The sequence below is a fragment of the Lysinibacillus zambalensis genome (assembly GCF_040183165.1).
Lineage (GTDB): Bacteria > Bacillota > Bacilli > Bacillales_A > Planococcaceae > Lysinibacillus > Lysinibacillus zambalensis.
The window spans coordinates 132,833-156,869 of the sequence record NZ_JBEGDG010000005.1; the positions used below are offsets into that span (position 1 = coordinate 132,833).

Genomic DNA, 24,037 nt, shown 5'->3' on the forward strand with positions numbered 1-24,037 from the left:
AAGATTGTTACACAGGTCGTTGTAATTAATTCGAAATACACAAAATTGGACTTATCCATTTCACTAGCAAGTTTTCCAACTACTAAATGTATTTCTATAAGATAAAAGGTCTATGAGAGTATTAATCTAGTAATAATATAAGTACAAAAAGGCATATATACTCAACCATTTAAGAAATATCTTATTGGACTTGGGATATATCTATGCCTTTTTTTAAAATACATATAATAAAGGAGTTATAAAATGGATAACTTATTGATAAATGGTTATTATAATAAATTTCATAGTAAGCAAGTCGAAGATTGGTTTACCAATGTTGAGATTGTCTATGATAAATATATCGATAAAGTAGCTCTTCATGATTCTATTGTTAAAATTATTAATAATAAAATATATGAAATAGGCTTTAAAAGTATTTTAATTGATTTTCATAATACTTTTGACTATCTAGATGAAGTAAATGAAAAAAAGAATTTGGAGGAGTACATTCAAGCCAGTAATCTTCAAGAAAATAAAATCATATCTTCCAAAATATTTTCAGTCATTGAAAATACACTTAATTATATTACTGAAATTATAAATCATTATATGGAAGACTATAATCAGATCAAGAATATGTTTAATATTAAAAATGATAAGATAACATCTATACTATTAAACGAAGGAGACACACATAATAATGGAAAATCCGTTGCACGAATTAATTTAAATGAAGAAATCATAATTTACAAACCAAAAGATATGGGACCTGATATTTTTTATTATAAATTGATTGAACTTTATAATGAAAAATCCAACAGGAATCTTTACATTCCAAAATGTTTAAATAAAAAAAAATACGGATGGCAAGAATTTGTTGATCATACAAAATCCACAAATATTGCAGATGTTACTAACTACTATAATGAATTAGGAATACATTCATGCTTTTTATACTTACTCCAGGCATCAGACATACATTTTGAAAACATTATTGCAATGAATAGACATCCTGTCTTGATAGATTTAGAAACCATCTTCCAATCTGAATTAAATATAGGTAATGCTTCTGAAGATGTTACAAATTATAGTTTTATTACAAATACTATTTTGGGTACTTTATTATTCGATATTGCGACTTCGCCCTTTGATGACATGGTTTTATTCATTGGTGGAACCACCAACCCAAATAGACAAACCTATAACAAAGAATTATTAGTTGATATAAATAGTGATAAAATGAGGTTAATTAATTCAATACATCGAAATACTGACGTTTCAAATATTCCTTTATTGAATAATGATTATCAAGAAATATATAATTTTATTGGTGATTATTCTAATGGTTTTGTAGAATGTTATACTTTTATTCTAAATAACAAAGATTTTTTAGAAACTTTTATTATGGACACAGAAAATTTCTCAATACGTTATGTGTTAAGGCCAACTTATATATATGCTAAATTTATTGACGCCCTAAAAGACCCCAATAGATTAATGGGTAAAAATCAAAATGATCTACATGAAATATTAAATAAAGCCAATGCCAGTCTAATTCAAAAAGATACAATACTAGAATTGGAATTTTCAGACATTCAGGAGTATGATGTTCCACTATTCAATAGTGACCTTGATTCGAAAGCTTTATTCCATTCTAAAAGTGGCGTTAAAATTGATCGATTTTTACTAAAAGAACCTCGCAATAAAGTGTTAGACAAGTTACATACATTTTCAGAGAAAGACTGTAATTATCAACTTGAATTAATAAACATGGCCATTTCTAGTTATTATGAAAATGCAGATAACGATAACAGGAGAAGTCATAATATAAGTAAAACACATCTAAAGAAATATATATCTAATAAAGAGATACTCAGTAGTAAACTATCAACGGTAAAAGATAAATTAAAGGTAAATCATGATTTTATACAAGCACTTTCCCTTAGGCACGATCAAAGAGGAAATAGTGTGTTAAGTACTATGCCTATGGGTATTTATGACGGCTTAGCTGGATTAGGATTATTATTAGCGGCCGAACAAAAAGTCCTAGGGACTAACAATGAAAAAGAAATACAAAAGCTTAATAATACTATTAATATGTTATATGATTCAGATTTAGGAGATAACATATTTTCCATATATCATGGTAAAGCTTCTTACTTTAAGTATTATTTAGAATTAAATAGAATAAACAATTTTTTCACTATCAATTTAAAAACGAAACTAATCGATTTTTGCAAAGAAATTCTTCAAAGTAATATCAGTCGAGCCCCTCTTGATTATATAGGTGGCATCGCCGGATTATTAAGCTTACTAATTGATTTTAAGGAAGAAGTTAATGATAAAATATTAGATGAATGCATTCTTTTTCTAAAGAACAGTATTTTCAGTAGATTAAAAGCAGAAGATGATCTACTTTATTGGTCTTCAGATTTTAATGATTCTATATCTTTAGCTTGCTTCTCCCATGGAATAACAGGCATAAATTATTCTCTTTCGAAAATCATTCACATCTATCCAGACTTAAAAGATGAAATTATAGATATAATCTGTAAAACTTCTTTATATGAAGATACGATATTCAATAAAGATATTAATTGCTGGATGGATAATAGAGAAATTGGGCAAAAATCTACTAATACTTGGTGTAACGGAAATTCTGGGATTCTTTTAGGAAGAAGTTTGGTTGAACAGAATACTGGATTATCATTAAATTATATTAATGAAACTGAAAGTTTAATTCTAAAGGAAAATTTCCTTTATGAAATAGATCATAGTATTTGTCATGGTTTAGCAGGGAATTTAGTTATTCTTAATAAACTAAACAATTATAATGACGCTCTTCAATTGGAAGAAATAAGAAACACTTTATATTCTGCATTAAGTACCGATTCAATACAATCAGGATATAAGTATAATACCAATACTTTAAGTTTCTTCTTAAGTAATGTTGGGGTCATCTATAGTTTATTACATGACATTGATCATACATTACCACCCATATTAATTTAACGGTTTTAATTTCACATTACTAATAGAGGCATAAAGATAGAACATTCAAAAGATCCTTTTCTGATCTTTTGAATGTTAAACTTTTTTCTATTTTTCAATAATTAATTTTCTCGAAGTGAAAAATACATATAAACAATATAAAATTAAAATGGTACTACACCAAGCTACAATTCCCACTATTGTGGCAGACATAGCATTATCAAAATAGTAATCTTTATCTATTATATACAAACCTAACCTATACGAGAATGTTGAAAAAATAGTATAAGCAAAGGGTGCAGCAATTAGAATCATTGAGAATAATGAAAATAAGATAGAAATAATGCTACATATAACAATATTCCTAGACCAGACCATTACAATTGTACTTAAAAGTAAAATAGGTATACTTAAAGAACAAGTCATAATCAAATATGAAAGTGTCATATCAATAATATTCTTAATAAAATTTTCTTCTCCCCAATCAATAGCTATCCCATAGATCAATAATAATATATAATTTAAAGCTACTAATAAAAGCAAGCAGAACGAAGCCGTAATAATTTTTGCCCAAAAAAGTTTATTTTTCGAAAAGTTATATGTTATCCAGTTTAGATAGGTGCCATTTTTGTACTCTATATAAAATACCGAACTTACTAAAATACCAACAATGATAGGGAAGAACATAAAATATTGATTATAGAAAATAAAATAAACATCTTTAATATTCGAATCTTTACTGTTAACAATATAATTTATTATATTCATCGCTATAGGTAATAGATTTAATGCCAGGAGAAACCAAATAAACTTCTCTCTTTTTAATTTTAACAACTCATTTTTAAATAATATTTTCATTTTAATAAGCTCCTTCTTAAGAACACATTATTTCCTCATATAAATCCTCTAATGTGTATTTTTCAAAAGTATAATTACCATCTTTAATCAACTTTTCATCATCTCCACTATAAATATATTTATGAAAGTTTGATTCTGACTTTAATTTAGAAAAATACGGATTTTCTAACAAATCACCGGAAATACTCTCTTTATTTTTTAAAGTAACAACATAGAATAGCTTATTATTATTGTTCTTAATTTTCGTAATAATTTTTCCCTTTTTTATAAATATTAATTCATCTGAAATTGACTCAATTTCTGTAAGATTATGACTGGAAATCAATATACAGTTATTTGGTTTTTTTAAAGAGTTTTTAATCAAATTTCTAACAGATTTAATACCGAGTGGATCTAACCCATTTGTAGGTTCATCTAATAAAATAACCGAAGGATCCCCCATAATGGCTCTAGCTATTCCTAATCGCTGTTTCATCCCTAAAGATATTTCCGAATATTTTTTATCCTTAGCTTCATAAATATCAAAATTACTAAGAATTTCCTTATAATTTATATTTTCAAGGTTTGTATATGCTCCATGAAGCTTCAAATTTTCTAAAACGGTTAAATTATTATAAAACATGGGATATTCAATTAATTTGCCAACATGTGTATATTTTATAGGTCTATTATTATATAGTATTTCCCCGTCATAATTAGTTAAACCTAATATAGATTTAAATAAAGTTGTTTTCCCCGATCCATTAGGACCTAACAAACCGTATATTTTTCCATCTTTAAAGTTAAGATTAATATCTTCTAATATTATTTGTTTTTTTGTTTGTAAATTTAAATCAATAATTGAAATCATTTAAACACGTCTCCTCTAAATATTTTTAAATAACCCATAATATGCCATAAATACCCTACAAAAAAGAAACGTCAGAATGGAAAATTAGCGTAATATAGAATTTTTCTACACGTAGCAACAGCAAACAGTATGCCACTTGAACAATTCAAAAAGAACTGTAGTGTCTCAAATACTCATCATCGGTTTACGCAATGAAATTCCCAATTTAGAAATGCTTATTTAGAGTTATAACCAATCACAAAAACAAAAAAGAAAACAACATAAACGACCAATAAAATTTTTATTATTTTGGACTCAAATACCAATTTACCACTTTTTATAAGTTCATAAAGAAAGACAACAAACGTACCAAACAGGGCACACATAGAAATAATTAAAGCGACTTTTTCCATAAAAACAACCTCCCTCTATAATGTGTTATTGGTTTTAACCATAAATTTTAAATGAGTAAATACCCTTCATTAATAAAATTACAGCACAATGTTTTTTGGGTAGAATGAGTAATCTCTCATCAAAATGTTAACTAAAGCATATCAATATCATGTTCGAAACGGATTTGGATACTTACTCAATTCGTTTATTAACAAATTGAAATGATCTTCAAATCACTATAAATACATTCATTGGAATTTTTATAAATTTTCATTTTAAAATACTCTTATTTACAGAATAAGCAATAATTATTAAAAAGTTATTAATTATCATAAGATGTATTAATTTTTTATCCTCTAAATTTAGAAGAACTGCAATTATATCTAAGTATGTAGTCTTTTTAACATCTCTTTTTACAACAAAAATGTAATAATAATTGCTGGGCATTTTCATATTACCAATCTCTGATTTTGCATAAAAACCTCTTATACCAGATTTTTCGCAGCAGCCTATCTGAAACCGAAAAATGTAATACTCCTAAGGATTAAATCCCTTTCTAACTTCTGTAACCCTCTCATTTCGCTTCTGTCCATACACTCTTTGTATAAGCCATTTTCAATCCACAACGTTCCATATTGTTTTGGCTAATGGATGCAAATTTGGCATGCCCTATTATTACACTACAATTTTGTTTGAGGGATTCGTTGATACGAAACTGTATTAACGCTTGGTGAATTCCTTGATTACGGGCAATTGGTTTCACAGCAGAGGCCGCTAAAACGGCCGTCCCATTATGTACATATAAAGAAGCAACACCAACATCCTCGTTTTGAAGAGAAGCGATATAAAATGACCAACCGGGTTTGTCATGTAACACTTGATTATTTGTCGCAACACTTTCCGCTAAAAATGCTGGCATACCAAAACCTTCAACATAGATATTTCCGTAACGGTCAAATTCGTCTTCATTGATTTGTCTTATTTTAATGCACGAATTCTTTGTTTTCCTTACCGTCTCTTCATTTAGCTCACAGTATAATATTGCATGAAAATCACTCTGAAAAAGACCAGCCTTATGTAATTTTTGTAGCGAAGTAGCATTTACATATTGAGGGGCTAAATCAAAACGAGCTGGTATTTCTCTTGTTCTATAAAAACTAAGGATTTTATCTATCGTATTCTCCGAACTCAAGCTATCACCCTTTACAACATTGTAAGAGGGACCGGGGATATTTTTAATGAAGAAAGCATAGGCACCATCAAATTGACCAATCTCAACTCCCATAGCATTGTTCTGAATTTCCTTAATTGCATTCAGCCTCGACTCAAACATCTTGATTTCCGTCATTTCAAAGTGATCTGCCAAGTTTTTCGTCATTACCACTCCTCATTCACCACCCTATAAGATTTACTTTTCTACCACTAATTGTAACCTACATAGAAGACCGAACTACATAAAGTAATAAAAATTTCTCTCTGTGAACCATTGATATCTCACAAAAGTAACCTCCACGTTTCTATGAAACTAAAAAGTGCGTACTTTTTTTTGCAATGGTATGGAAGCATAATGAGAAAGCAACGAAGCACAAACGAAAATTGGAGGACAGAAAAATGATTAATAATTTACAAGATAAAATTACATTAAATAACGGCTTACAAATGCCTGGTATGGGTCTAGGCGTATTCCTTGTACCGAATGATGTTACAGCAGAAATGGTAAAAAATGCAATTGAGGTTGGATACCGTAGTATCGATACTGCTGCTATATATGGTAATGAAGCAGGTGTTGGTGAAGGTATTCGTCAAGCACTAGCAACTACTGGTTTAAAACGCGAAGATTTATTTATTACATCTAAAGTATGGAACGATGGCTTAAGCTACGAAGAGACAATCGCAGCATACGAAGACAGCTTAAAAAAATTAGGGCTAGATTATTTAGACCTTTATCTTATTCATTGGCCAGGTAAAAATAAATTTGCAGAATCTTGGAGAGCACTTGAAGATTTATACGAACAAGGGAAAATTAAAGCTATTGGGGTATGTAACTTCCAAGTATCACACTTACAAGATCTTCTTAAAATCGCTCGTATCAAACCAGTTATTAACCAAGTGGAACTTCATCCACGATTACAACAAACTGAGGTACGTTCATTCTGTGAAGAGCACAATATCCAAATGGAAGCTTGGGCACCATTAATGCAAGGTGGACTTCTTGAAAATGAAACTATTTCTAAAATAGCTGAAAAATACGGGAAATCAAATCCTCAAGTTATCTTACGCTGGGATATTCAAAATGGTATCGTCACAATTCCAAAATCTGTGCGTAAAGAACGCATGATTCAAAACGCTGATATTTTTGATTTCACACTAACTGATGAAGAGATGGCAATCATTAACGCCATGAATCTAGATCAACGTGTTGGACCAAATCCAGATGAATTTGATTTTGTCATGTAAACGATAGCTATGTAAATGTGAAAGAGACTGTCTTATTTTCTTCTCTTAGACAGTCTCTTTCCAATCTATTTAAGATGTATGTTGTATTGCGATATCTTCATCACGTTGCATTATTAGTACATCTTCACCTTGCTCTTGCATCATTTCGATATGTTTTTCACCCCAAGTGCAGAGCACGTTCAGCACAGGGTCCATCTCTTGACCATAAGGTGTTAGCGAATATTCAACTTTTGGCGGTACTTGATTGAAAACCTCGCGATTAATTAAGCCAGACTGCTCTAATTCACGCAATTGGGTTGTTAGCATTTTTTGCGAAATGCCTGGAATCAATCGGCGAAATTCATTCGTACGAATCTTACCATGGTGGTTAAGATGACAAAGAATAACAGGTTTCCATTTACCCCCAATTACTTCAAGAGTGGCTTCAACACCAATATTAAAAACTTTTTTCATTGTGAACCCCCTGTAATATTCAAAAGTAACTAAAAGTACCCTATACAACTTTACGATATGTATGAATATTACTATATACTATAAAAAAAATCAAAGGAGATATTAATAGAATGAAAGATACAAAAGTGCCGAATGCCAAACTAACATTACTCGCACTTGCGATTAGTGCATTTGGTATCGGCTCTACAGAATTTATAAGCGTTGGACTACTTCCATTAATTACAGAAGATTTTGATATATCATTAAGTACTGCGGGTTTAACCGTATCTATATATGCACTAGGAGTAACTATTGGTGCACCGCTTTTAACAGCATTAACATCGCGCATAAGTCGCAAAAATGTATTACTGCTTGTTATGGTACTGTTTATTATCGGTAATTTACTTGCAGCAATAGCACCCTCATTCTCATTACTACTAACTGGGCGTGTTATTTCAGCATTAGCACATGGTGTGTTTATGTCTATTGCCTCTGTTATCGCTGCAGATGTTGTAGCGCCTAATAAACGAGCAAGCGCAATAGCTTTTATGTTCACAGGGCTAACATTAGCAACTGTCACTGGTGTCCCACTAGGAACTTTTATTGGACAAGTAACTGATTGGCGAATGTCGTTCATTTTCATTGTGATCATAGGTATTATTGGATTAATTAGTAATGCCATACTTGTTCCTAGTCAGTTATCGAAAAGCAATCCAATATCAATTCGCGATATCGGAAAAGTATTAGGGAATATACGAATGTTATTAATTCTCTTTATTACTGCCATCGGATATGGTGGCGCATTCGTAGTATATACGTATATTTCACCAATTTTAGAGCAGTATATGGGCTACTCACCTAAAGCAATAGTCGTGATTTTAGTTGTATACGGTATTTGCGTTGCCATCGGTAATACATTAGGTGGTCATTTTGCGAATAATAACCCTTTACATTCTATCTTTATTATCCTTATCGGCTTAGCATTATCTCTACTCGGCATCAACTTCTTTTTAGAATCATCAATCGGTGGATTAATAATGGTCTTAATTATGGGACTATTTATGTTTATGAATGTACCGGGATTACAGCTTTATGCCGTTCAGATTTCTGAAAAATATATACCATCAGCTATCTCAATGGCTTCAGCATTAAATATTTCGGCCTTTAACATTGGTATTTTCCTAGGATCATACATTGGAGGAATTATCGTTAGCCAACAATCATTAGCGCATACTCCTATATATGGATTCGGCATGGTGATGATTGCTGCAGCTACTACGTTCCTATGGTTAATCTTCGATAGAAACAAACAATAGGTCCGTTTCTTATAAATAAAAAATGTGAGGAAGGTGCTTTCTAAAATGCACCTTCCTTTTTGCTATTTATTAGATTCAAGGAAAGTATCATCAAAATATGCTTTTAAATTTGGATACAGATAGTCTAATGACGATAGAATATCGGCATCATCATCAAATAAAATTTCATGTTCAATTTCATATATGGCACAACTTTCTTCATCAGCGTTATTATTTAAATCAATACAAATTATTTTTCCATACTCTGTATCCCACGAAAATGGAAGATATCCTAAACTGCATAATGATGGATTAAACATATCTCTTACATTATTTAAAGGATCCTCAATACTTTGGTCAGGTATTACACCAAAATAATGATGATACGTTGAAATAAAAGCTTTATACCATTCGGGAAAATTAAGTCCGAACTCTTTTTCTAACGTTTGAATATCTCCCTCCGTTACGGTGGAAGGAATCATTCTCCACACAGACCACTCTGCATCGATATCAACTACCTTCATTTCTTCAGGTACATCCAGGCACATCCACCTACAAAATCCATCTTCAGACACCTGATTATAACGTTCATAGTAAACTTCAAAACCATTTTTTATGTATGCACGAATATCCATTTTAATAACTCCTTTTGAAGAAGAATAAATTGATCGGGATTTAAGCCGTTGAACTGAGGTCCTTTTCGCTCAAGCTTTTCAAAGCACGGCCATTAACACCTAAAGTCTCTGTTGTACATAAGATAATGTATCAACTATAGGATAGGAGGAATTTAGTGTATTACAATCCTTATCCGTATTTTGTCTATCCTAATTATTATCCGGCATGGGTAATGGCAAATCAACCAACTACTCAACTACCTTCTAGACATCTAGCAATGCCTGACCCAACGAATAGAGGTCCATTTCCATCCATCAATACAGTAAAATTAAAGACTTCTGCGAAACGAATCAAAGTTATTATGCAGCAAGCACAATTACTTACGGATAAAATTGATGAATCAGAGCAATTTGCACATGATCTTATGAACGCAGCACAACAATCAAATAAAACAGAAGTTGAAAAGTTAATTGCGTCAACAGGCATTACGGTAAAATTCGATACTACCTATACACCAGATGGATTTCGTATACTATTTACTGATAGCGGCTGTTGTAAGCTAACACTAATTTTGGGTTGGTGAAAAGTTGGTCCTTTGAAGAGGGCCTCTTTTTTTTGCCTTTAGCATCTTCTTTATGAATTATAACCACGTATCCCTACTGAACTTGTAAACTATATATAAATATGCTAAAGTATTCATAAATTTCATTTCTGAAAATTCTTATATTTTATTTTCTTATCAAGAGAGACGGAGGGATTGGCCCTATGAAGTCTCAGCAACCAGCCTATAGGTATGGTGCTAATTCCAAATGGCAAAATTTAGCCTTGAAGATGAGAATACTTACTGCATTTGCTTTGCACAAGAGTCCTCTTCTACAAGGAGGGCTCTTTTTTATTGTTGCATTTAAAATAATTAACAGAAAGCAGGGAACTATAATGACAAACGAACTTTTACAAGCAATACAACTATTGAAATCAAAAGAATGGGTTGATTTAACACATATATTCGGTCCAGACTCTCCTCATTTCTTTATGTTTGATGATGCAAAATTTGAAACATTATTTTCCCATGATGATGGCTTCTTTGCACAACAATTCACTTTCCCTGGGCAATACGGAACACATATCGACCCACCTATCCATTTCGTGCGAGATGCACGTTATTTAGAGGAATTGGAGCTAAAAGAACTAGTGCTACCACTAATCGTTATTGATAAATCGAAGGAAGCTGAAATTAACAACGATTACACGTTAAGCATTCAAGATATTCTTAACTTTGAAGCTGAATATGGAGAAATTGAAGAAGGTACCTTCGTTGCGCTACGTACCGATTGGAGTAAACGTTGGCCAGATAAAGAGGCTTTCAGCAACAAAGATGCTGATGGCAATAATCATATTCCTGGCTGGGGATTAGAAGCGTTGCAATTTTTATTCAACGAACGAAAAGTAAGTGCGATCGGCCACGAAACTTTTGATACGGATTCAGCAACAGATTTTCGTAAAAACGGTAAGTTAGATGGCGAATATTTTGTGCTTGAGCAAGATACTTATCAAATTGAGCTTATGACAAATTTGGATAAGCTACCTCCAAAAGGCGCCGTTATATTCAATATTGTGGCAAAGCCTGAAAAAGCATCTGGATTCCCTGTCCGCTCATTTGCTATATTGCCTTAATATAGCAACAGGTCTGATTCAATACATATTGAACCAGACCTTTCTTAATCATTTATTTAGATTTTTTTCCTTTTTAGAAACACGATCAACATAAGAGCTATGAACTTAATACGATTTTTTCCATTAAATGATTTTTAGCTCACGAAGAGCATAATCAATACCATCTTCTGTTGATTTCTTTGTTACAAAATTAGCGACATTTTTTAAAGCTTCACTACCATTACCCATCGCAATACCAAAGCCGACCTGCTCTAGCATGTCGATATCATTATCTCCATCCCCAAAAGCAAGTGCTTCTTCTGTACTCAAGTCGAAATATTCTAGTACAGCTTGAACAGCAATAGACTTAGAAATATCATGTTGCAAAATATTTGTAATGTACGGATGCCACCTTTTAAATAATAAATGAGGAAATGTAGAGGTATACTTTTTCTCAATATCCTCATCAACATATAAACACATTAAATACACCTCTTGCGTTACAATATCTTCATTGATAACGGGAAACTCCCGCAAAGATAATGTTTCTTTCATAGCTTTTAATGTTTCTTCTTCTTGGACGTTATTCATTGATAATGTTTCTGTGAAAAACGATAGACTTTGTTTATTTTCATCAGCAAAAGCCTTCACTACTTGGACCACTTCTTTGGCGACCGGTATTTTATGTATGACTTGATCTTGGTGCTTAACATATGCACCATTAGCTGTAATAAACGTCTCTATTCCTACATTTCTTAAATCCTGGCACATTGATAAAGGTCTTCCTGTAGCAGCTACAATATGAATTCCTTTATCCTTTAATTGTTGAATAGCATTCCTTGTACTTTCTTGCATACGACCATCTTCATAATTAACAAGCGTTCCATCTACGTCAAAAAATACAATTTTATAATCCATTGTTCTCTCCTTTTCATTTTGTATATTTTCACCAAGTGCATTGGTGATAAATCTATAATTAAAAGGCTAATTTTCACTACAGGCAAGCGTTGTATGACTCCTCTTATTGGTCAACATCCAATTCTATATTTTCCCAACTAATACAATTTTTATTTTACATTAAGAAACATCTTTATACCGAAATTAGTTATAGGTAATATTACATACGCAATAACTTTTTTAATTAAATATATGTACGTATTTTGACAAACTTAAAAGAATGTATAACTTGCTTTAACTACACCGATAAACACTATTACGGGTACATACCTAAATTTCAAAAAACTAAGAAAGTAATGAACATTTTTATTTTAATAATTCTAAAGGAGTATACCAAAGAACATAGAATTGTTAAAATAAGAGAAACTAAATTAAATATATTGAACGACATTGTCCTTCATATAAATAGAACAAAAGAAATATACCCACATTCATCTCACTACCGTCAGAGGTGAGAGTATTCTACATGAAATTATTATTTGGGTGGAAAGGAGTTGATTCTGATGGCATTTAACATTTACTACTATGAAAGTAGTGTGGATTGTAAGTTTTGTAAAAAGCATTTTACTACATATAAAGTACGCCCTAATCGATATAAAATTATCGAAGAACAAACAGACTTCATGCCAGTTTATGAGGGTTTAAACCCGTTATTATATGAGGTTGCCGTTTGTCCGCATTGTGGCTACGCGTACCACAAATCTATGACAAGAACGTATGGACCTTTCATGCTTCTTATAGATGAGCTTTACATTAAAGAGCTACAAAAACCAATGGATATTTGCAAAGAACGTACGATTGATGATGCCATTGTAAGCCTTAAATTAGCCTACCTTGTATCAAGAGCATCAATGGAAGAGTCACTTCTTATGGCCAATTTCGCACTAAAAATAGCATGGCTATATCGCTTAAAAGATGATCATGAATCGGAAATGCGCTACCTCTTTGCTGCAAGAGACTTTTACAGTAAATCTTTTGCATCCAATCAAGAGGGCGGAGAGAGAATTCAATATTTACATGCAGAATTAAGCCTTCGACTTGGAGATATTGCTGAGGCGAAAAAAGGATTCTCTCGATTAATTGCAGATCGACATGTTTCCAATAAATATCGAAAACTAGCACGAAATCGTTGGGAAAACTATAAATATGACGATCAACCTAACAACGTAAATGACAATATAGAAGAAGTCATCAATTAATATAAACAGGGAGAGTAATAAATATGCTGCTATTCACCAAAAGGATTGATGTGAGAGAAGAAGATATTTTTTCGGAATTACATCATTTTTTACTAAGAAAAAATAATCGCTATTTAACGAACGATGAGGTAGTTTCATTAACTGGGGTTTCATCAGACCTACTCTATAAATGGGTCAAAACAGGAAAATTAAAAAAATCGATTTTCCCTAATTTAGGTGCACCTTGTGAACGCTGTGGACAAATTACTCAGGCAAAAATCTGTGTTAGCTGCTCATCAACCATCGTTAGTACATTAAAACAAGAGGAAAAGGATCGTGCATGGTTCAATCAAATACAACGGAATCATCCTAGAGCTAGCACTTATCACTATAAATAAAATTACATCTCTACAGTGTACTTACACTTTGGAGATGTTTTTTTACCTTCCTCCGCTTAAATAATCCAAAATAATGACATTTGACCAAATTTAAATAAACTCCCCTTTTACTTTAAACTTCACTATCTATAATTGGTCTTAACATATAACGAAGGACTGATAGAGAGTGACAAAAGGTAAGTAACGTAAGGTCTTATTATCATTAAGTATCGCACTAACAAGCTTTGTAGCGTTCAACGGAGTTTCAAATGCATCCGCAGCAGTTCCAGCGATAGAAGAACGCTTAGCTTTAGATTCTTCTGATTGATAAAGTAAGTAAGCCGAATTATATAAGGTAAAACTTTAATCAGTGGGGGTCTCTTCATCCCCACTGATTATTAGTCTTTACCATTCGAGTTTTTACGGGCAGTCCTTTCTTACTTTTGAGGTGAGGTTTGCACCTGACGCTTCACTTTCGGTAAAGTAAATTACTGCACATTAATACAGGATTAAATAATATTATTAAAATAGCAAACTAGTTTGCTACTTTTCATTTAAATTCAAGTATCCATCGAAATAGTATCCCATTCTTCATTACGATGCCCTATCAACCAGAACAACCCCCTACGTCTTTCCATAACGATACTTTCATTCATCCCCGCAGGAGCTGGTCGTTCTTGTATACGACTATCTACGCAAGCCCAATGATATCTGTAGATTTTATCGGCTTCATCCAAAATCTCTTCCTGACTACGAATGCCTGCTTGAAGATAAAATTGTTCAAATGTTTCACAGTTAGAAACAACTTGAATGGCATACTCGCAATCGCATACTTCATCAGGAAAATCAAGCTCTTCAACAAAGCCAAGTGCCCAAATAAGCGTCCAATAAGCCTCGTATTGCCATGAAATATTAATGGCTTCTTGCACATCTGGTTCTAAAGCTTGTAAAAAGTCTCTTTCATTTTCAGTTAGATAGTTTTCCACTTTATATGTGCGTAACATATTAACGAAAAAGTCCCGCGATTCTTCCACATTTCCGCCTTGTGCCACATCACAAGCAAATTGAATAACAATTAACAGAGCTACAGCTCTTCTAGCAATGTCTTCTTGGGTTTTAAACTGACAATCCTCAATTGGTGGGAGCTGAGGGAGTGAAGCTGTATATGGAATAACTCTTTCCTTTAAATAAGCTATCGTGTTATTTTTTCTTTGCTCCCCTTCTTCTGATGACACCTCTTGTCCCATTACTTTGTGTGTACACGCTTGAGGTCTGAAATTGGACGGTCCTGATTTCCCGTCAGGATAAACAATAACGGCCCCTTCATCGTCTAACAAAGTGCCATTCGGTAAAAAGCCAATCCCCCCTATTTTTGATAGCAGGTCCGTAAATAACAGCAACTGGTCTTCATTTATTTCTTTTTCTGATTCGATCGCAATCACTGTATTTAAAACGGATATTTGAGTCAACACTAATTCTTTTAACGGATCTTCTTCAAAAGGAATGTTATTGTAATACCCCATCATCCCAGGAATATTATTAACGAAGTATTCTGGATTCGTATCTTCAGACATGACTCTAATGATTAATTTATGTTTTTTAAACAGCGCCTTGGACTTTAATAAATACTCGTTTTCATTTTTACCAATAGCAAAACCTTTTGCAAAAACATCTGTAATTTTAAACTCCATATCATCAATGTTGTTCTTAGATGCAAATATTGTGAAATAGTTCATTCTTCTCTCCCCTTTTATTCATCAACTATTTTTTGTACCTAGAGTGCATACTACTGATCAACAACCCTTTTTAATTTCTATCATAATTTTCGTTACATAATCCTCTTCACGATTTTTAATAACGGCGTCATAAATATATTCCTCATATACGTATTTCCCTAGTTCAAAGCCCCTTTCTCGCATGACCTTAAATAATCGCTCATATGATTCACCCAATGTAGTGGACGTCCCTACATGGTATCCAACAATAAAATCCCCTTCAATCGCTTCGAAATAAGGATGGCCCTCTCGTGGATTCGGCTGCTCTATATACAAGTAACTATAGTTATCATAATTTCCGGCTAATATTTGCTCTCTTCTTGTAATCCCTCCAATGGGATAGCCTGTGTCTAATTGCGAGCGATCTAATTCATCAATAAAGTCTGAAACAGCCTTCGTAAACTGTTCTTCCGTCGAGTCCTCGATATTTTTGCTTAAATACAACGTTGCCTCTGGCAGATGTTCAATCGTAATGCTATCAAAATCAAGGTGTAAGGCTTCTTTTGTTAAATCGATTTTGACATCAATAATGCTTTCAATCATCTCCAGCTCCTGGCGTTTTTTTGCTACAATTTCCTTTTGCTGATACATTAAGTCTAAAAAATTTTCAGGTGATTTTTCTGCCATATATTTTTGAATATCTTTTAAAGACATGCCGACCGCCTTTAATAGCTCGATTACACTAAAAAATTCATATTGTGCAACAGAATAATAACGGTAGTCTTTACCATCTTTCATAATTGGTGATAATAAACCAATTTGGTCGTAGTAAATTAACGTTTGTTTATTGACCTTACAAATTTTAGCAAACTCACCAGTTGTAAAATATTTTACATTTTTATTAAACATTTTTAAGTTTCCCTCCTTGACTATATAGTAACTATATACATTAGATTGTAGCTATTCACAATTAATTATGCCACTGCATAATTGAGTCCGGAGTCGGTTTGTGATTGCATAAAGATCCCTTTCCGATTTCCGTGACATCTGCTGAAAGAAATTAAAAATAGAAAGGTTTTGACATTATGTTCACGGAAATTCGTGACATTACAGCTTTAAACAAAGAGGAAGTATTAGCATTACGCATTGCTGATAATCAGCAAGATTTTATTGAAAGTACACAACAATGCTTAGCGGAGGCAAAAGCAGATAAACGCTTTATCCCCGTAGGATTATATAAGGAAAATAATGCAGTCGGCTTCGCTATGTATGGCGTGTTCCCAGAAAAGGACAATTCACAACGGGTTTGGTTAGATCGCTATTTCATTGATGAGCGCTACCAACACAAAGGATTGGGAAAATACTTTATACAGCAGCTTATTCAATATTTAGTAGCTAAATACAGCTGTCAAAATATATATTTAAGCGTTTATGACAACAATACAGTAGCTATTCAGTTATATAAAAAGTTTGGCTTCGTCTTTAACGGTGAGCTAGATACTAAAGGTGAAAAGGTGATGGTAAAGGAGGTATATGCTGATGACTACCATTAATCCAATTGAAACAAGGCCTCTTAGGCCCTTGTTTTTATCATACTTATTCCCGGCTATGGTTGGTATGTTGCTGATGTCAGTCAATATTTTAGTGGATGGTATTTTCGTTAGTCACGGAGTTGGACCAGCCGCTTTAGCAGGAGTAAATATCGCCGTACCAATTTTCTCAATTTTACTATCCATTTCCCTTTGGATTGGTATGGGTGGAGCAACACTATTTTCTATTTCCCTCGGTGAGGGCAATAAAAAACGAGCGCATCAGCTCTTTACATTAGCATTTACAGCAATGATCGTTGTCGTCATGACACTGATTCTAATCCTTTTATTAAATTTAAAGGAAATCTCCTATATTTTCGGGGCAAGTGACGCCACCTTCCCTTATGTTCAAGAGTATCTACATGTTATTTTGATTTTCGGTGTGTTCTATACAATTGAAAACTTACTAAGTATTTTTATTCGAAATGATGGCAATCCAAAGCTTGCGATGATGGGCTTAGTCACTACATCAGTGTTAAACATTATTTTAAACTACATCTTTATTTTCGTACTCAATTACGGCGTAACTGGCTGTGCCCTAGCTACAGCAATCTCCACAATAATCGGTATGTCGGTGCTATGCCTACACTTCTTCCGAAAGCAATCCGAATTAAAATTTGTCCGTACATTTTTCAGCATTTCTGATTTAAAGAAAATATTCGCTATTGGGCTACCAAGCTTTATCGTTGAAGCTTCCGTTGCTGTAATGGTTATTTTATACAATGTTACATTTTTACATTATTTAGGCTCAGACGGCGTTACTGCTTATGCAATGGTTAACTATATTCATACTGTACTGTTAACAGTTTTCCTTGGCATCGGTATGGCTCTACAACCACTAGTTAGTTATCACCACGGTGCGAAGTTGATTGACCGATTAACAGCATTATTGAAAATAGGTATTGCCACTGCAATTATTATAGGTTTAACGACTGTCATTATTGCTACGTTATTCCCTTCTCAGCTAATTGCATTATTTGGTGATAGCACATTTGACATTCGCAATATGGCTACACAAGGCTTTGTACATTTTGCAATTGGGTATGTATTCCTTGGAGTGAACATGGTATTTGCAGAATTCTTCCAGTCAATTGAAAAAATACGTCTTGCAACAACCATCATGTTACTTCGCAGTATTCTATTATTTATCCCTGCTCTCGTACTATTGCCTAAACTCCTTGGCCCACAAGCTATTTGGTGGACATTCCCTGTCGCAGAAGGTATTACCGCATTGCTAATTTTTATATTTATGAAGAAAAAAAAGCATACCATTTTTTCGGAAGCAAGTTCCTTAAAGGCACAATAAATGAAGTTAACCCCCTTTCAATCGACAGGGGGTTAGCTTTTTAATGTTTCTCTTCCACTTTAATGAGGACAAATTCAAAAGGGACCTTGAATTGTTCCCTTTTCTTTATTATTCATATAAATATTTGATGACAGCCATTTCTTTACCAAAGCGATCACCATAATCTTTAAATCCTAAACTTGAATATAAATTATGCGCACCTTTATTTTCTGGGTGGTAACCTACTATAACTTTTTGCGCATTTGGTAATTTAGCTATTTTTGAAATCATTAGCTTAGTAGCCGCTTTCCCGATACCCTTACCTTGAAAATGCTTATCTATCATAATTCGATAAATCCAATAGCCATCAAGCTCTTCTTTAACAGAATTAAACATTAAAAAACCAACTACGTTCTCTTCAAAATAAATAACGTATGGTTTTAATGTCGGCTCAAACTTTGCTTGCACTATTGAAATAGCGTTTGGTTCAATATAATTTCTTTGTTCTTTTGATATTTCTAATAGACAACACTCATACCAATTCTCGGCATTAACTTCTACAATCTTCACTGAATTCTTATTCATATTTTTCCCCTTCCGAAATCAGGGAAAACGCTTTATATCTTTATTAGTTTAGCGTTATCCCCCAGTATTTAAAGATAAAAAAAGTTTTGTTTGTCATAATGACCGCCCCCTTTAACAAAGATTTATTTTTATATCATATCATATTTTACCATTTACTATCACAGTTACCATAATGTGTGGTTAATGTCTGTTCCGACTGAGCACTTTCCTGGGAACGCTGGCGCGATACCACTAAAGCAAGGATCAAGACTAATAGCTCTTTTTTAATTCCATATATTCATCACGTAAAATACTCATAATAATTTCATCCGAATACTTACCGTTCATATATAAGGATTGCCTTAAAGTTCCTTCCTTTTTGAAGCCTACCTTTTCGTACGATTTTATTCCCCGAATATTATGGGAGTATACTTGTAACTCTAAGCGATTAAGCTGAAGCTCCTCGAACGAAAATTGTTGAACAAGCTGAACCGCTTCAGCCCCATATCCCTTACCGCAATCTTCTATCCTATGTAAAGCTATGCGAAATATTGCCTTTTTATCGTCTAAGTCTATTTCCATAATAGCTAAATCACCAACAACTCGGCTATTTTCTACTAAGCAAATAGCAAAATCACAGCGTGTAGAATCTTCGCTAAATCGACTCAAAGCCTCTCTAATCTGATCCTTCGTTAAAATGTTACGTGTACCTGTCATATACATAATCTCTTCATCTTGAAAACACTCGTAGATACTATCTACATCTTCTTCAGTAATTGGTCTTAAAAATACACTTTGCCCTGTAATCATAAATTAACCTCCCCCTTTAACTATATTGAACAAGATCTCTAGCGGAAAGAATATGCCTAGTTCGATTAAGAAACGTACAAGACATACAAAAAGCACTAGCAAATCAGGTGCTAGTGCTTAAACAAATTACTTTGTATATATAATTTTTTTAATCGTTTCTACAGCTAAATGATAATCCTTAGATAATTGTTCAATAGAAGCTCCATTTGTAAACGCTTCTTTTATAGACTTATTCCTATTCTCAATATATTTCTTTGAGCCTGAACGAGCACCCCACTCTAAATACGTGTTTTCTATTTTAGGAATATAAATCGTTTCACCTTGAACATATTTTTGGATTTCTATTAAAAGCTCTTTCGGTAATATAGCTGAAGCCTTCTTATAAGCCATTTATGCCAACCCCTCAATTTTATTTTGAAATGAATAAAATAAGGTAGCAAAGCTAATTTTATAAGAAATACTTCAAGGCAGGCAAATATTGAAATCTACCCCATGCAAAGTATTGCCATATCAAAATTAGGCTTTGCATGGGCTGCTTCCGTATCTAGCAACTTAACATAATTACTCACATCTATCCCCCCAAATTGTGTCATAGTTCATTTTATCATATGTATATATTTACAATTAATAAAACAAAAAGGAATCAGACACACTGATTCCTTTTTGAACGAAACTTTATTCAATTTATTTGTCCACTTGTGCTTCCATTACTTTTTGCCGTATCCTCTGAGGACGTAACGCCCAGAATATCGAGAAGGAACATGAATAATGGAATACCAATAATTAATCCCCATACACCAAAGAAATGCTCCGAGAAGAGAATGACGATGAATGTATAGAAAATTGGAAGATTTGTCTTGGCAGACATCAGCTTTGGATTTAAGAAGTATGCCTCCATAGCATGTAGTACCATAACGATCACCAAAATATAAACAATGTACATTGGTCCACCGATACTATATGCAATTATAGTGAGAGGAATCAAGGACATGATGACCCCTGCAACTGGCACTAATCCTAATATAAAGAGCATAATCCCCAATGCAATTAAATGCGGGAAGCCCATAATGTATAAAGCAATAACAGATAAAACACAGTTGACAGCGGCAATAATGAACTGCGCCTCAATAACTTTACCGAATGAACGAATGAAGATCCTCGAGAAATAATGTAGTTCATCGTATAGATGGCTCATTTTACTATCTTTAAATTTCGCTGTAAAATCTATAATCCGCTTCTTCTCAAGTAAAATAAACAAGCTTAAAATTAGTGCGATGAATATGTGCAAAATAACTTTACCAATATTCGTAAGATTTTTTAGCGTGAGGTCTACACCCTGCTCTAAATATTTACCCAGTTCAATCTTCTCAAAGGTTGGAGCTAAATACCTTGCAATCTCGTTATCATCTGGATCGAGACTAAAGCTAGCAATGAGGTCAAAGAGCTGTGTAATTTGTTGGGTTACGACAGGCAAATACTTGTAGATAATTGCAACAATACCTGCGACAAGTAAAAGATAAAGGGTAACTGTCACAGCCTTTTCGTTCATTGGTGTGTATTTTCTAATCATTTTTGTTGTCTTCGTAGTCAGTTGATTCATCAAGTAAGTAATAATGAACGTGAGAAGAATAAGATTGATCATACTTCGCATCAAATATAGTGCAATAGCGATCCCAACAAGAATTATAAAACGTTTAAATCCGTGGCTTCGAAAGAAATTACTCATGTATTCACTCCTTCTACAAAACGGCTTCGCTGCCTTTACTGCCTGGGTTTCGCTATCAAATGAACATAAGCAATTAATAAATTGATGTAAAACATTTCGTATCATCCTTATGTATATGCCCCCTTCTTTGGATTATTATTCCCATCATCACTTAGAAAAAGACTTATTTGCATGCCGCTTTATAAGTCTTATAAGAAATAAATAAATCCATGGAGCGAAAAGAATTATATGTCTTATCAAATTGTAAATTAATGATCATACTTTTGTACTTTATTGAAAGCTGTATCAGCGTTATAAGCCTTAATTCTATTATTCTATTATAACCCTTTGAACACCATCATAGCTAATGTAACTACTTTTATGAAGTGAATCAATTATGTTCCGGCATAATTGCGTTCATTCCTATTAATCAAGAACAGATTTTGGTATTGCTCCTTAGTTTCAGTATGATATTCTTATTAAAATTTTAAACTGAAAATAATAGAAAAGATGGATTTTGTGAAAGTTCCATAAACCTCGAAGGATATTCATAACCAATTGCTCCTTATGAACATCAAGTTGCAGTATCGAGTCCCTAAAATATGTGGACAAGATGGGACTGTATCTGAAGAGCCATTAGTTCAAATGAAGTTAGCATAGAAATATCCGGAAGAGTCTTGAAAGTGCATATATGGAACTTCAAGATTTAACGAAGATAGTCTTTTTATTTGTTTGGGGAAATTAATACGGCACAAGAAAAGCAAAAAATTATAAAGAGCTTTCTTGGCTATGCCTTCTGCGAAATCGATGCCTGGGCATATAAGGGAGTTTAACTTATACTATGTTGTGATTCACAAAGATGTGCGCCCGATCTGCATTAAATTTAGGTTTAGAAAAACACCTCTTTAGAACTAAAGAGGTGTTTTTCTCATTTATAGATTTTCATTATCAGAGCCCATTTTAGCATGCTTATATCCATAGCCTATGTAAATAACTAATCCTATCGCTAACCAAATCATAAAGCGCACTATAGTAAATAACGGTAGACTAAATATTAACACAATACATCCTCCAACCCCTATAGTTGCTACAAGCCATAACGCAGGTACTTTGAATATACGCGGTTGATCTGGTCGTGTATAACGAAGAACAACGACACTAACTGTTGTTAAAGCAAAAGCCGTTAAACCTCCGATGTTAGCAAATTCTGCTAATTCTCCGATTGATAAAAATCCTGATAAGAGAATACCTGTTCCAACTACAATTATAGTTGATAATACAGGTACTCCTGTTTTTTTATTTGTTTGTGCAATACGTTCTGGCAGGAGCCCATCACGACTCATTGCAAACAACACGCGCGTCGCACTAGTTGTATTTGCAATCATCGTAGCAAGCAATCCAAAAATAACCGATACTGCGATGATAGCACCTCCCCATTGAATACCAACAGATTGTAGTGCATACACTGTAGGATTTGGAACATCCAATTCAGGGAATGGTACAATACCTGTTAATACTAGCGCAACTAATGCATAAATAAGCGTTAATACACTCAGACCACCAATTAAAGCTTTTGGTATTGTTTTTTGTGGATTTTTTACTTCTTCCATAACAGTTGTTACACCATCAAATCCAGTAAAGGCAAAGAACACTAACGCCGCTCCCGCCATTACACCTGACCAGCCAAACGGTGTAAATGGGGTCCAGTTTATAGGGTTAACGTGAAAAGCCCCGATAGCAAGGAATAAAACAATCGCACCGACTTTTGCCATTGTAAATAGCATATTTGATCGACCAACATTTTTAATCCCGCTCATAGCAATCCAAGCTACGATAAGCCAACCAACCACAGCTGGTAGATTGACCACTCCACCATGAGCAATATCTTTTGTTAAGGCTCCCGGTAAGTGGATACCGACAGATTGTAAAAATGAATCGACGTAGCCACTCCAACCAACTGCGACCGTGCTAGAAATAACGATGAATTCCAGTAATAAGTCCCAACCGATCATCCAGGCAATAATTTCACCTAGTGCTATATAAGAATAGGTATAAGCGCTACCTGCAACGGGCGCCATCGCAGCGAATTCGACATAGGCTAATCCAACTGCAATTGTTACAAGACCCCCAATTAAGAAAGAAACAACGACACCTGGTCCTGCATGAAGAGCAGCTGTAGTTCCTGGTAGTACAAAAATTCCAGCTCCTATTGTAGCCCCTAGTACATACAGCAGTAACTGCAACGACCCTAATTCACGCTTTAGTTTAAAACGTTCAACTTCAGTTATTTTATTGGCTTGCTCAATTGACTTCCTTCGAAAAAAATTCGCCATAATAACCACTCCATTTCCAATA

Annotated in this window: 23 protein-coding genes and 1 riboswitch; of the genes, 9 read left to right on the forward strand and 14 right to left on the reverse strand. The window is 33.4% G+C overall.

What is annotated here, in order from left to right:
- Nucleotides 1-243: 243 nt before the first annotated feature.
- Complete coding sequence (lanM, locus tag ABNX05_RS09180; RefSeq protein WP_349659434.1) at nucleotides 244-2,991, forward strand: type 2 lanthipeptide synthetase LanM; 2,748 nt, start codon at nucleotides 244-246, stop codon at nucleotides 2,989-2,991.
- Between the two features lie 87 nt (nucleotides 2,992-3,078).
- On the opposite strand, the gene ABNX05_RS09185 is transcribed toward lanM, so the two are convergent.
- The 4 genes from ABNX05_RS09185 to ABNX05_RS09200 form a co-directional block, all read right to left on the reverse strand.
- On the reverse strand, nucleotides 3,079-3,828 hold the full coding sequence (locus ABNX05_RS09185) for an ABC transporter permease (RefSeq protein ID WP_349659435.1): 750 nt from the start codon (nucleotides 3,826-3,828) through the stop codon (nucleotides 3,079-3,081).
- 16 nt (nucleotides 3,829-3,844) lie between these two features.
- Nucleotides 3,845-4,678, reverse strand: a complete 834-nt coding sequence (locus ABNX05_RS09190; RefSeq protein ID WP_349659436.1) for an ABC transporter ATP-binding protein — start codon at nucleotides 4,676-4,678, stop codon at nucleotides 3,845-3,847.
- 215 nt (nucleotides 4,679-4,893) lie between these two features.
- Entirely contained in the window at nucleotides 4,894-5,070 is a 177-nt protein-coding gene (locus ABNX05_RS09195) for a hypothetical protein (protein WP_349659437.1), read from the reverse strand.
- Between the two features lie 554 nt (nucleotides 5,071-5,624).
- Complete coding sequence (locus ABNX05_RS09200; protein ID WP_349659438.1) at nucleotides 5,625-6,428, reverse strand: GNAT family N-acetyltransferase; 804 nt, start codon at nucleotides 6,426-6,428, stop codon at nucleotides 5,625-5,627.
- 233 nt (nucleotides 6,429-6,661) lie between these two features.
- Here ABNX05_RS09200 and ABNX05_RS09205 point away from each other — a divergent pair, with 233 nt between their 5' ends.
- Nucleotides 6,662-7,507, forward strand: coding sequence for an aldo/keto reductase (locus tag ABNX05_RS09205; protein ID WP_349659439.1), 846 nt, complete (start codon nucleotides 6,662-6,664; stop codon nucleotides 7,505-7,507).
- 69 nt (nucleotides 7,508-7,576) lie between these two features.
- Here the strand turns inward: ABNX05_RS09205 and ABNX05_RS09210 are convergent, their stop codons facing one another.
- The gene (locus tag ABNX05_RS09210) at nucleotides 7,577-7,960 is read right to left on the reverse strand and encodes a winged helix-turn-helix transcriptional regulator (RefSeq protein WP_349659440.1); all 384 of its coding nucleotides are present in this window, start codon (nucleotides 7,958-7,960) and stop codon (nucleotides 7,577-7,579) included.
- Nucleotides 7,961-8,070: 110 nt separating this feature from the next.
- On the opposite strand from ABNX05_RS09210, the gene ABNX05_RS09215 reads away from it, so the two are divergent.
- Nucleotides 8,071-9,255, forward strand: coding sequence for an MFS transporter (locus ABNX05_RS09215; RefSeq protein ID WP_349659441.1), 1,185 nt, complete (start codon nucleotides 8,071-8,073; stop codon nucleotides 9,253-9,255).
- Nucleotides 9,256-9,317: 62 nt separating this feature from the next.
- Here the strand turns inward: ABNX05_RS09215 and ABNX05_RS09220 are convergent, their stop codons facing one another.
- Nucleotides 9,318-9,869 (reverse strand): SMI1/KNR4 family protein, encoded by a 552-nt coding sequence (locus ABNX05_RS09220; protein WP_349659442.1) that lies wholly within the window; start codon nucleotides 9,867-9,869, stop codon nucleotides 9,318-9,320.
- 155 nt (nucleotides 9,870-10,024) lie between these two features.
- On the opposite strand from ABNX05_RS09220, the gene ABNX05_RS09225 reads away from it, so the two are divergent.
- Both ABNX05_RS09225 and ABNX05_RS09230 read left to right on the forward strand, forming a co-directional pair.
- On the forward strand, nucleotides 10,025-10,432 hold the full coding sequence (locus ABNX05_RS09225; RefSeq protein WP_349659443.1) for a YuzC family spore coat inner layer protein: 408 nt from the start codon (nucleotides 10,025-10,027) through the stop codon (nucleotides 10,430-10,432).
- Nucleotides 10,433-10,582: 150 nt separating this feature from the next.
- Nucleotides 10,583-10,687, forward strand: a riboswitch (SAM riboswitch).
- A gap of 98 nt (nucleotides 10,688-10,785) precedes the next feature.
- On the forward strand, nucleotides 10,786-11,523 hold the full coding sequence (locus ABNX05_RS09230) for a cyclase family protein (protein ID WP_349659444.1): 738 nt from the start codon (nucleotides 10,786-10,788) through the stop codon (nucleotides 11,521-11,523).
- 123 nt (nucleotides 11,524-11,646) lie between these two features.
- Here ABNX05_RS09230 and ABNX05_RS09235 read toward each other — a convergent pair whose 3' ends face one another.
- A complete protein-coding gene (locus ABNX05_RS09235; RefSeq protein WP_349659445.1) occupies nucleotides 11,647-12,420 on the reverse strand; it encodes a Cof-type HAD-IIB family hydrolase in 774 nt (257 codons plus the stop codon).
- A 542-nt stretch (nucleotides 12,421-12,962) separates the two neighbouring features.
- Between ABNX05_RS09235 and ABNX05_RS09240 the strand changes: the two genes are divergently transcribed.
- Both ABNX05_RS09240 and ABNX05_RS09245 read left to right on the forward strand, forming a co-directional pair.
- A complete protein-coding gene (locus ABNX05_RS09240) occupies nucleotides 12,963-13,658 on the forward strand; it encodes a DUF2225 domain-containing protein (protein ID WP_349659446.1) in 696 nt (231 codons plus the stop codon).
- A gap of 23 nt (nucleotides 13,659-13,681) precedes the next feature.
- A complete protein-coding gene (locus tag ABNX05_RS09245) occupies nucleotides 13,682-14,035 on the forward strand; it encodes a hypothetical protein (protein WP_349659447.1) in 354 nt (117 codons plus the stop codon).
- Nucleotides 14,036-14,574: 539 nt separating this feature from the next.
- Here the strand turns inward: ABNX05_RS09245 and ABNX05_RS09250 are convergent.
- Together ABNX05_RS09250 and ABNX05_RS09255 are read right to left on the reverse strand one after the other, a co-directional pair.
- Complete coding sequence (locus ABNX05_RS09250; RefSeq protein ID WP_349659448.1) at nucleotides 14,575-15,750, reverse strand: DUF4272 domain-containing protein; 1,176 nt, start codon at nucleotides 15,748-15,750, stop codon at nucleotides 14,575-14,577.
- 57 nt (nucleotides 15,751-15,807) lie between these two features.
- On the reverse strand, nucleotides 15,808-16,638 hold the full coding sequence (locus ABNX05_RS09255; protein ID WP_349659449.1) for a MerR family transcriptional regulator: 831 nt from the start codon (nucleotides 16,636-16,638) through the stop codon (nucleotides 15,808-15,810).
- A gap of 176 nt (nucleotides 16,639-16,814) precedes the next feature.
- On the opposite strand from ABNX05_RS09255, the gene ABNX05_RS09260 reads away from it, so the two are divergent.
- Together ABNX05_RS09260 and ABNX05_RS09265 are read left to right on the forward strand one after the other, a co-directional pair.
- The gene (locus ABNX05_RS09260) at nucleotides 16,815-17,282 is read left to right on the forward strand and encodes a GNAT family N-acetyltransferase (RefSeq protein ID WP_349659450.1); all 468 of its coding nucleotides are present in this window, start codon (nucleotides 16,815-16,817) and stop codon (nucleotides 17,280-17,282) included.
- A complete protein-coding gene (locus ABNX05_RS09265; protein WP_349659451.1) occupies nucleotides 17,269-18,624 on the forward strand; it encodes an MATE family efflux transporter in 1,356 nt (451 codons plus the stop codon). The genes ABNX05_RS09260 and ABNX05_RS09265 overlap by 14 nt, the downstream gene beginning before the upstream one ends.
- Before the next feature lie 108 nt (nucleotides 18,625-18,732).
- Here the strand turns inward: ABNX05_RS09265 and ABNX05_RS09270 are convergent, their stop codons facing one another.
- The 5 genes from ABNX05_RS09270 to ABNX05_RS09290 form a co-directional block, all read right to left on the reverse strand.
- A complete protein-coding gene (locus ABNX05_RS09270) occupies nucleotides 18,733-19,188 on the reverse strand; it encodes a GNAT family N-acetyltransferase (protein ID WP_349659452.1) in 456 nt (151 codons plus the stop codon).
- A 249-nt stretch (nucleotides 19,189-19,437) separates the two neighbouring features.
- Nucleotides 19,438-19,977: a GNAT family N-acetyltransferase gene (locus ABNX05_RS09275; protein WP_349659453.1), complete on the reverse strand. Its 540-nt coding sequence runs from the start codon at nucleotides 19,975-19,977 to the stop codon at nucleotides 19,438-19,440.
- A gap of 126 nt (nucleotides 19,978-20,103) precedes the next feature.
- Nucleotides 20,104-20,367 carry a CD3324 family protein gene (locus tag ABNX05_RS09280; RefSeq protein WP_349659454.1) on the reverse strand — a complete coding sequence of 88 codons (264 nt, stop codon included), beginning with the start codon at nucleotides 20,365-20,367 and terminating at the stop codon, nucleotides 20,104-20,106.
- A gap of 289 nt (nucleotides 20,368-20,656) precedes the next feature.
- Entirely contained in the window at nucleotides 20,657-21,703 is a 1,047-nt protein-coding gene (locus ABNX05_RS09285) for an AI-2E family transporter (protein WP_349659455.1), read from the reverse strand.
- 911 nt (nucleotides 21,704-22,614) lie between these two features.
- Complete coding sequence (locus ABNX05_RS09290) at nucleotides 22,615-24,015, reverse strand: amino acid permease (RefSeq protein ID WP_349659456.1); 1,401 nt, start codon at nucleotides 24,013-24,015, stop codon at nucleotides 22,615-22,617.
- Nucleotides 24,016-24,037 lie beyond the last annotated feature (22 nt).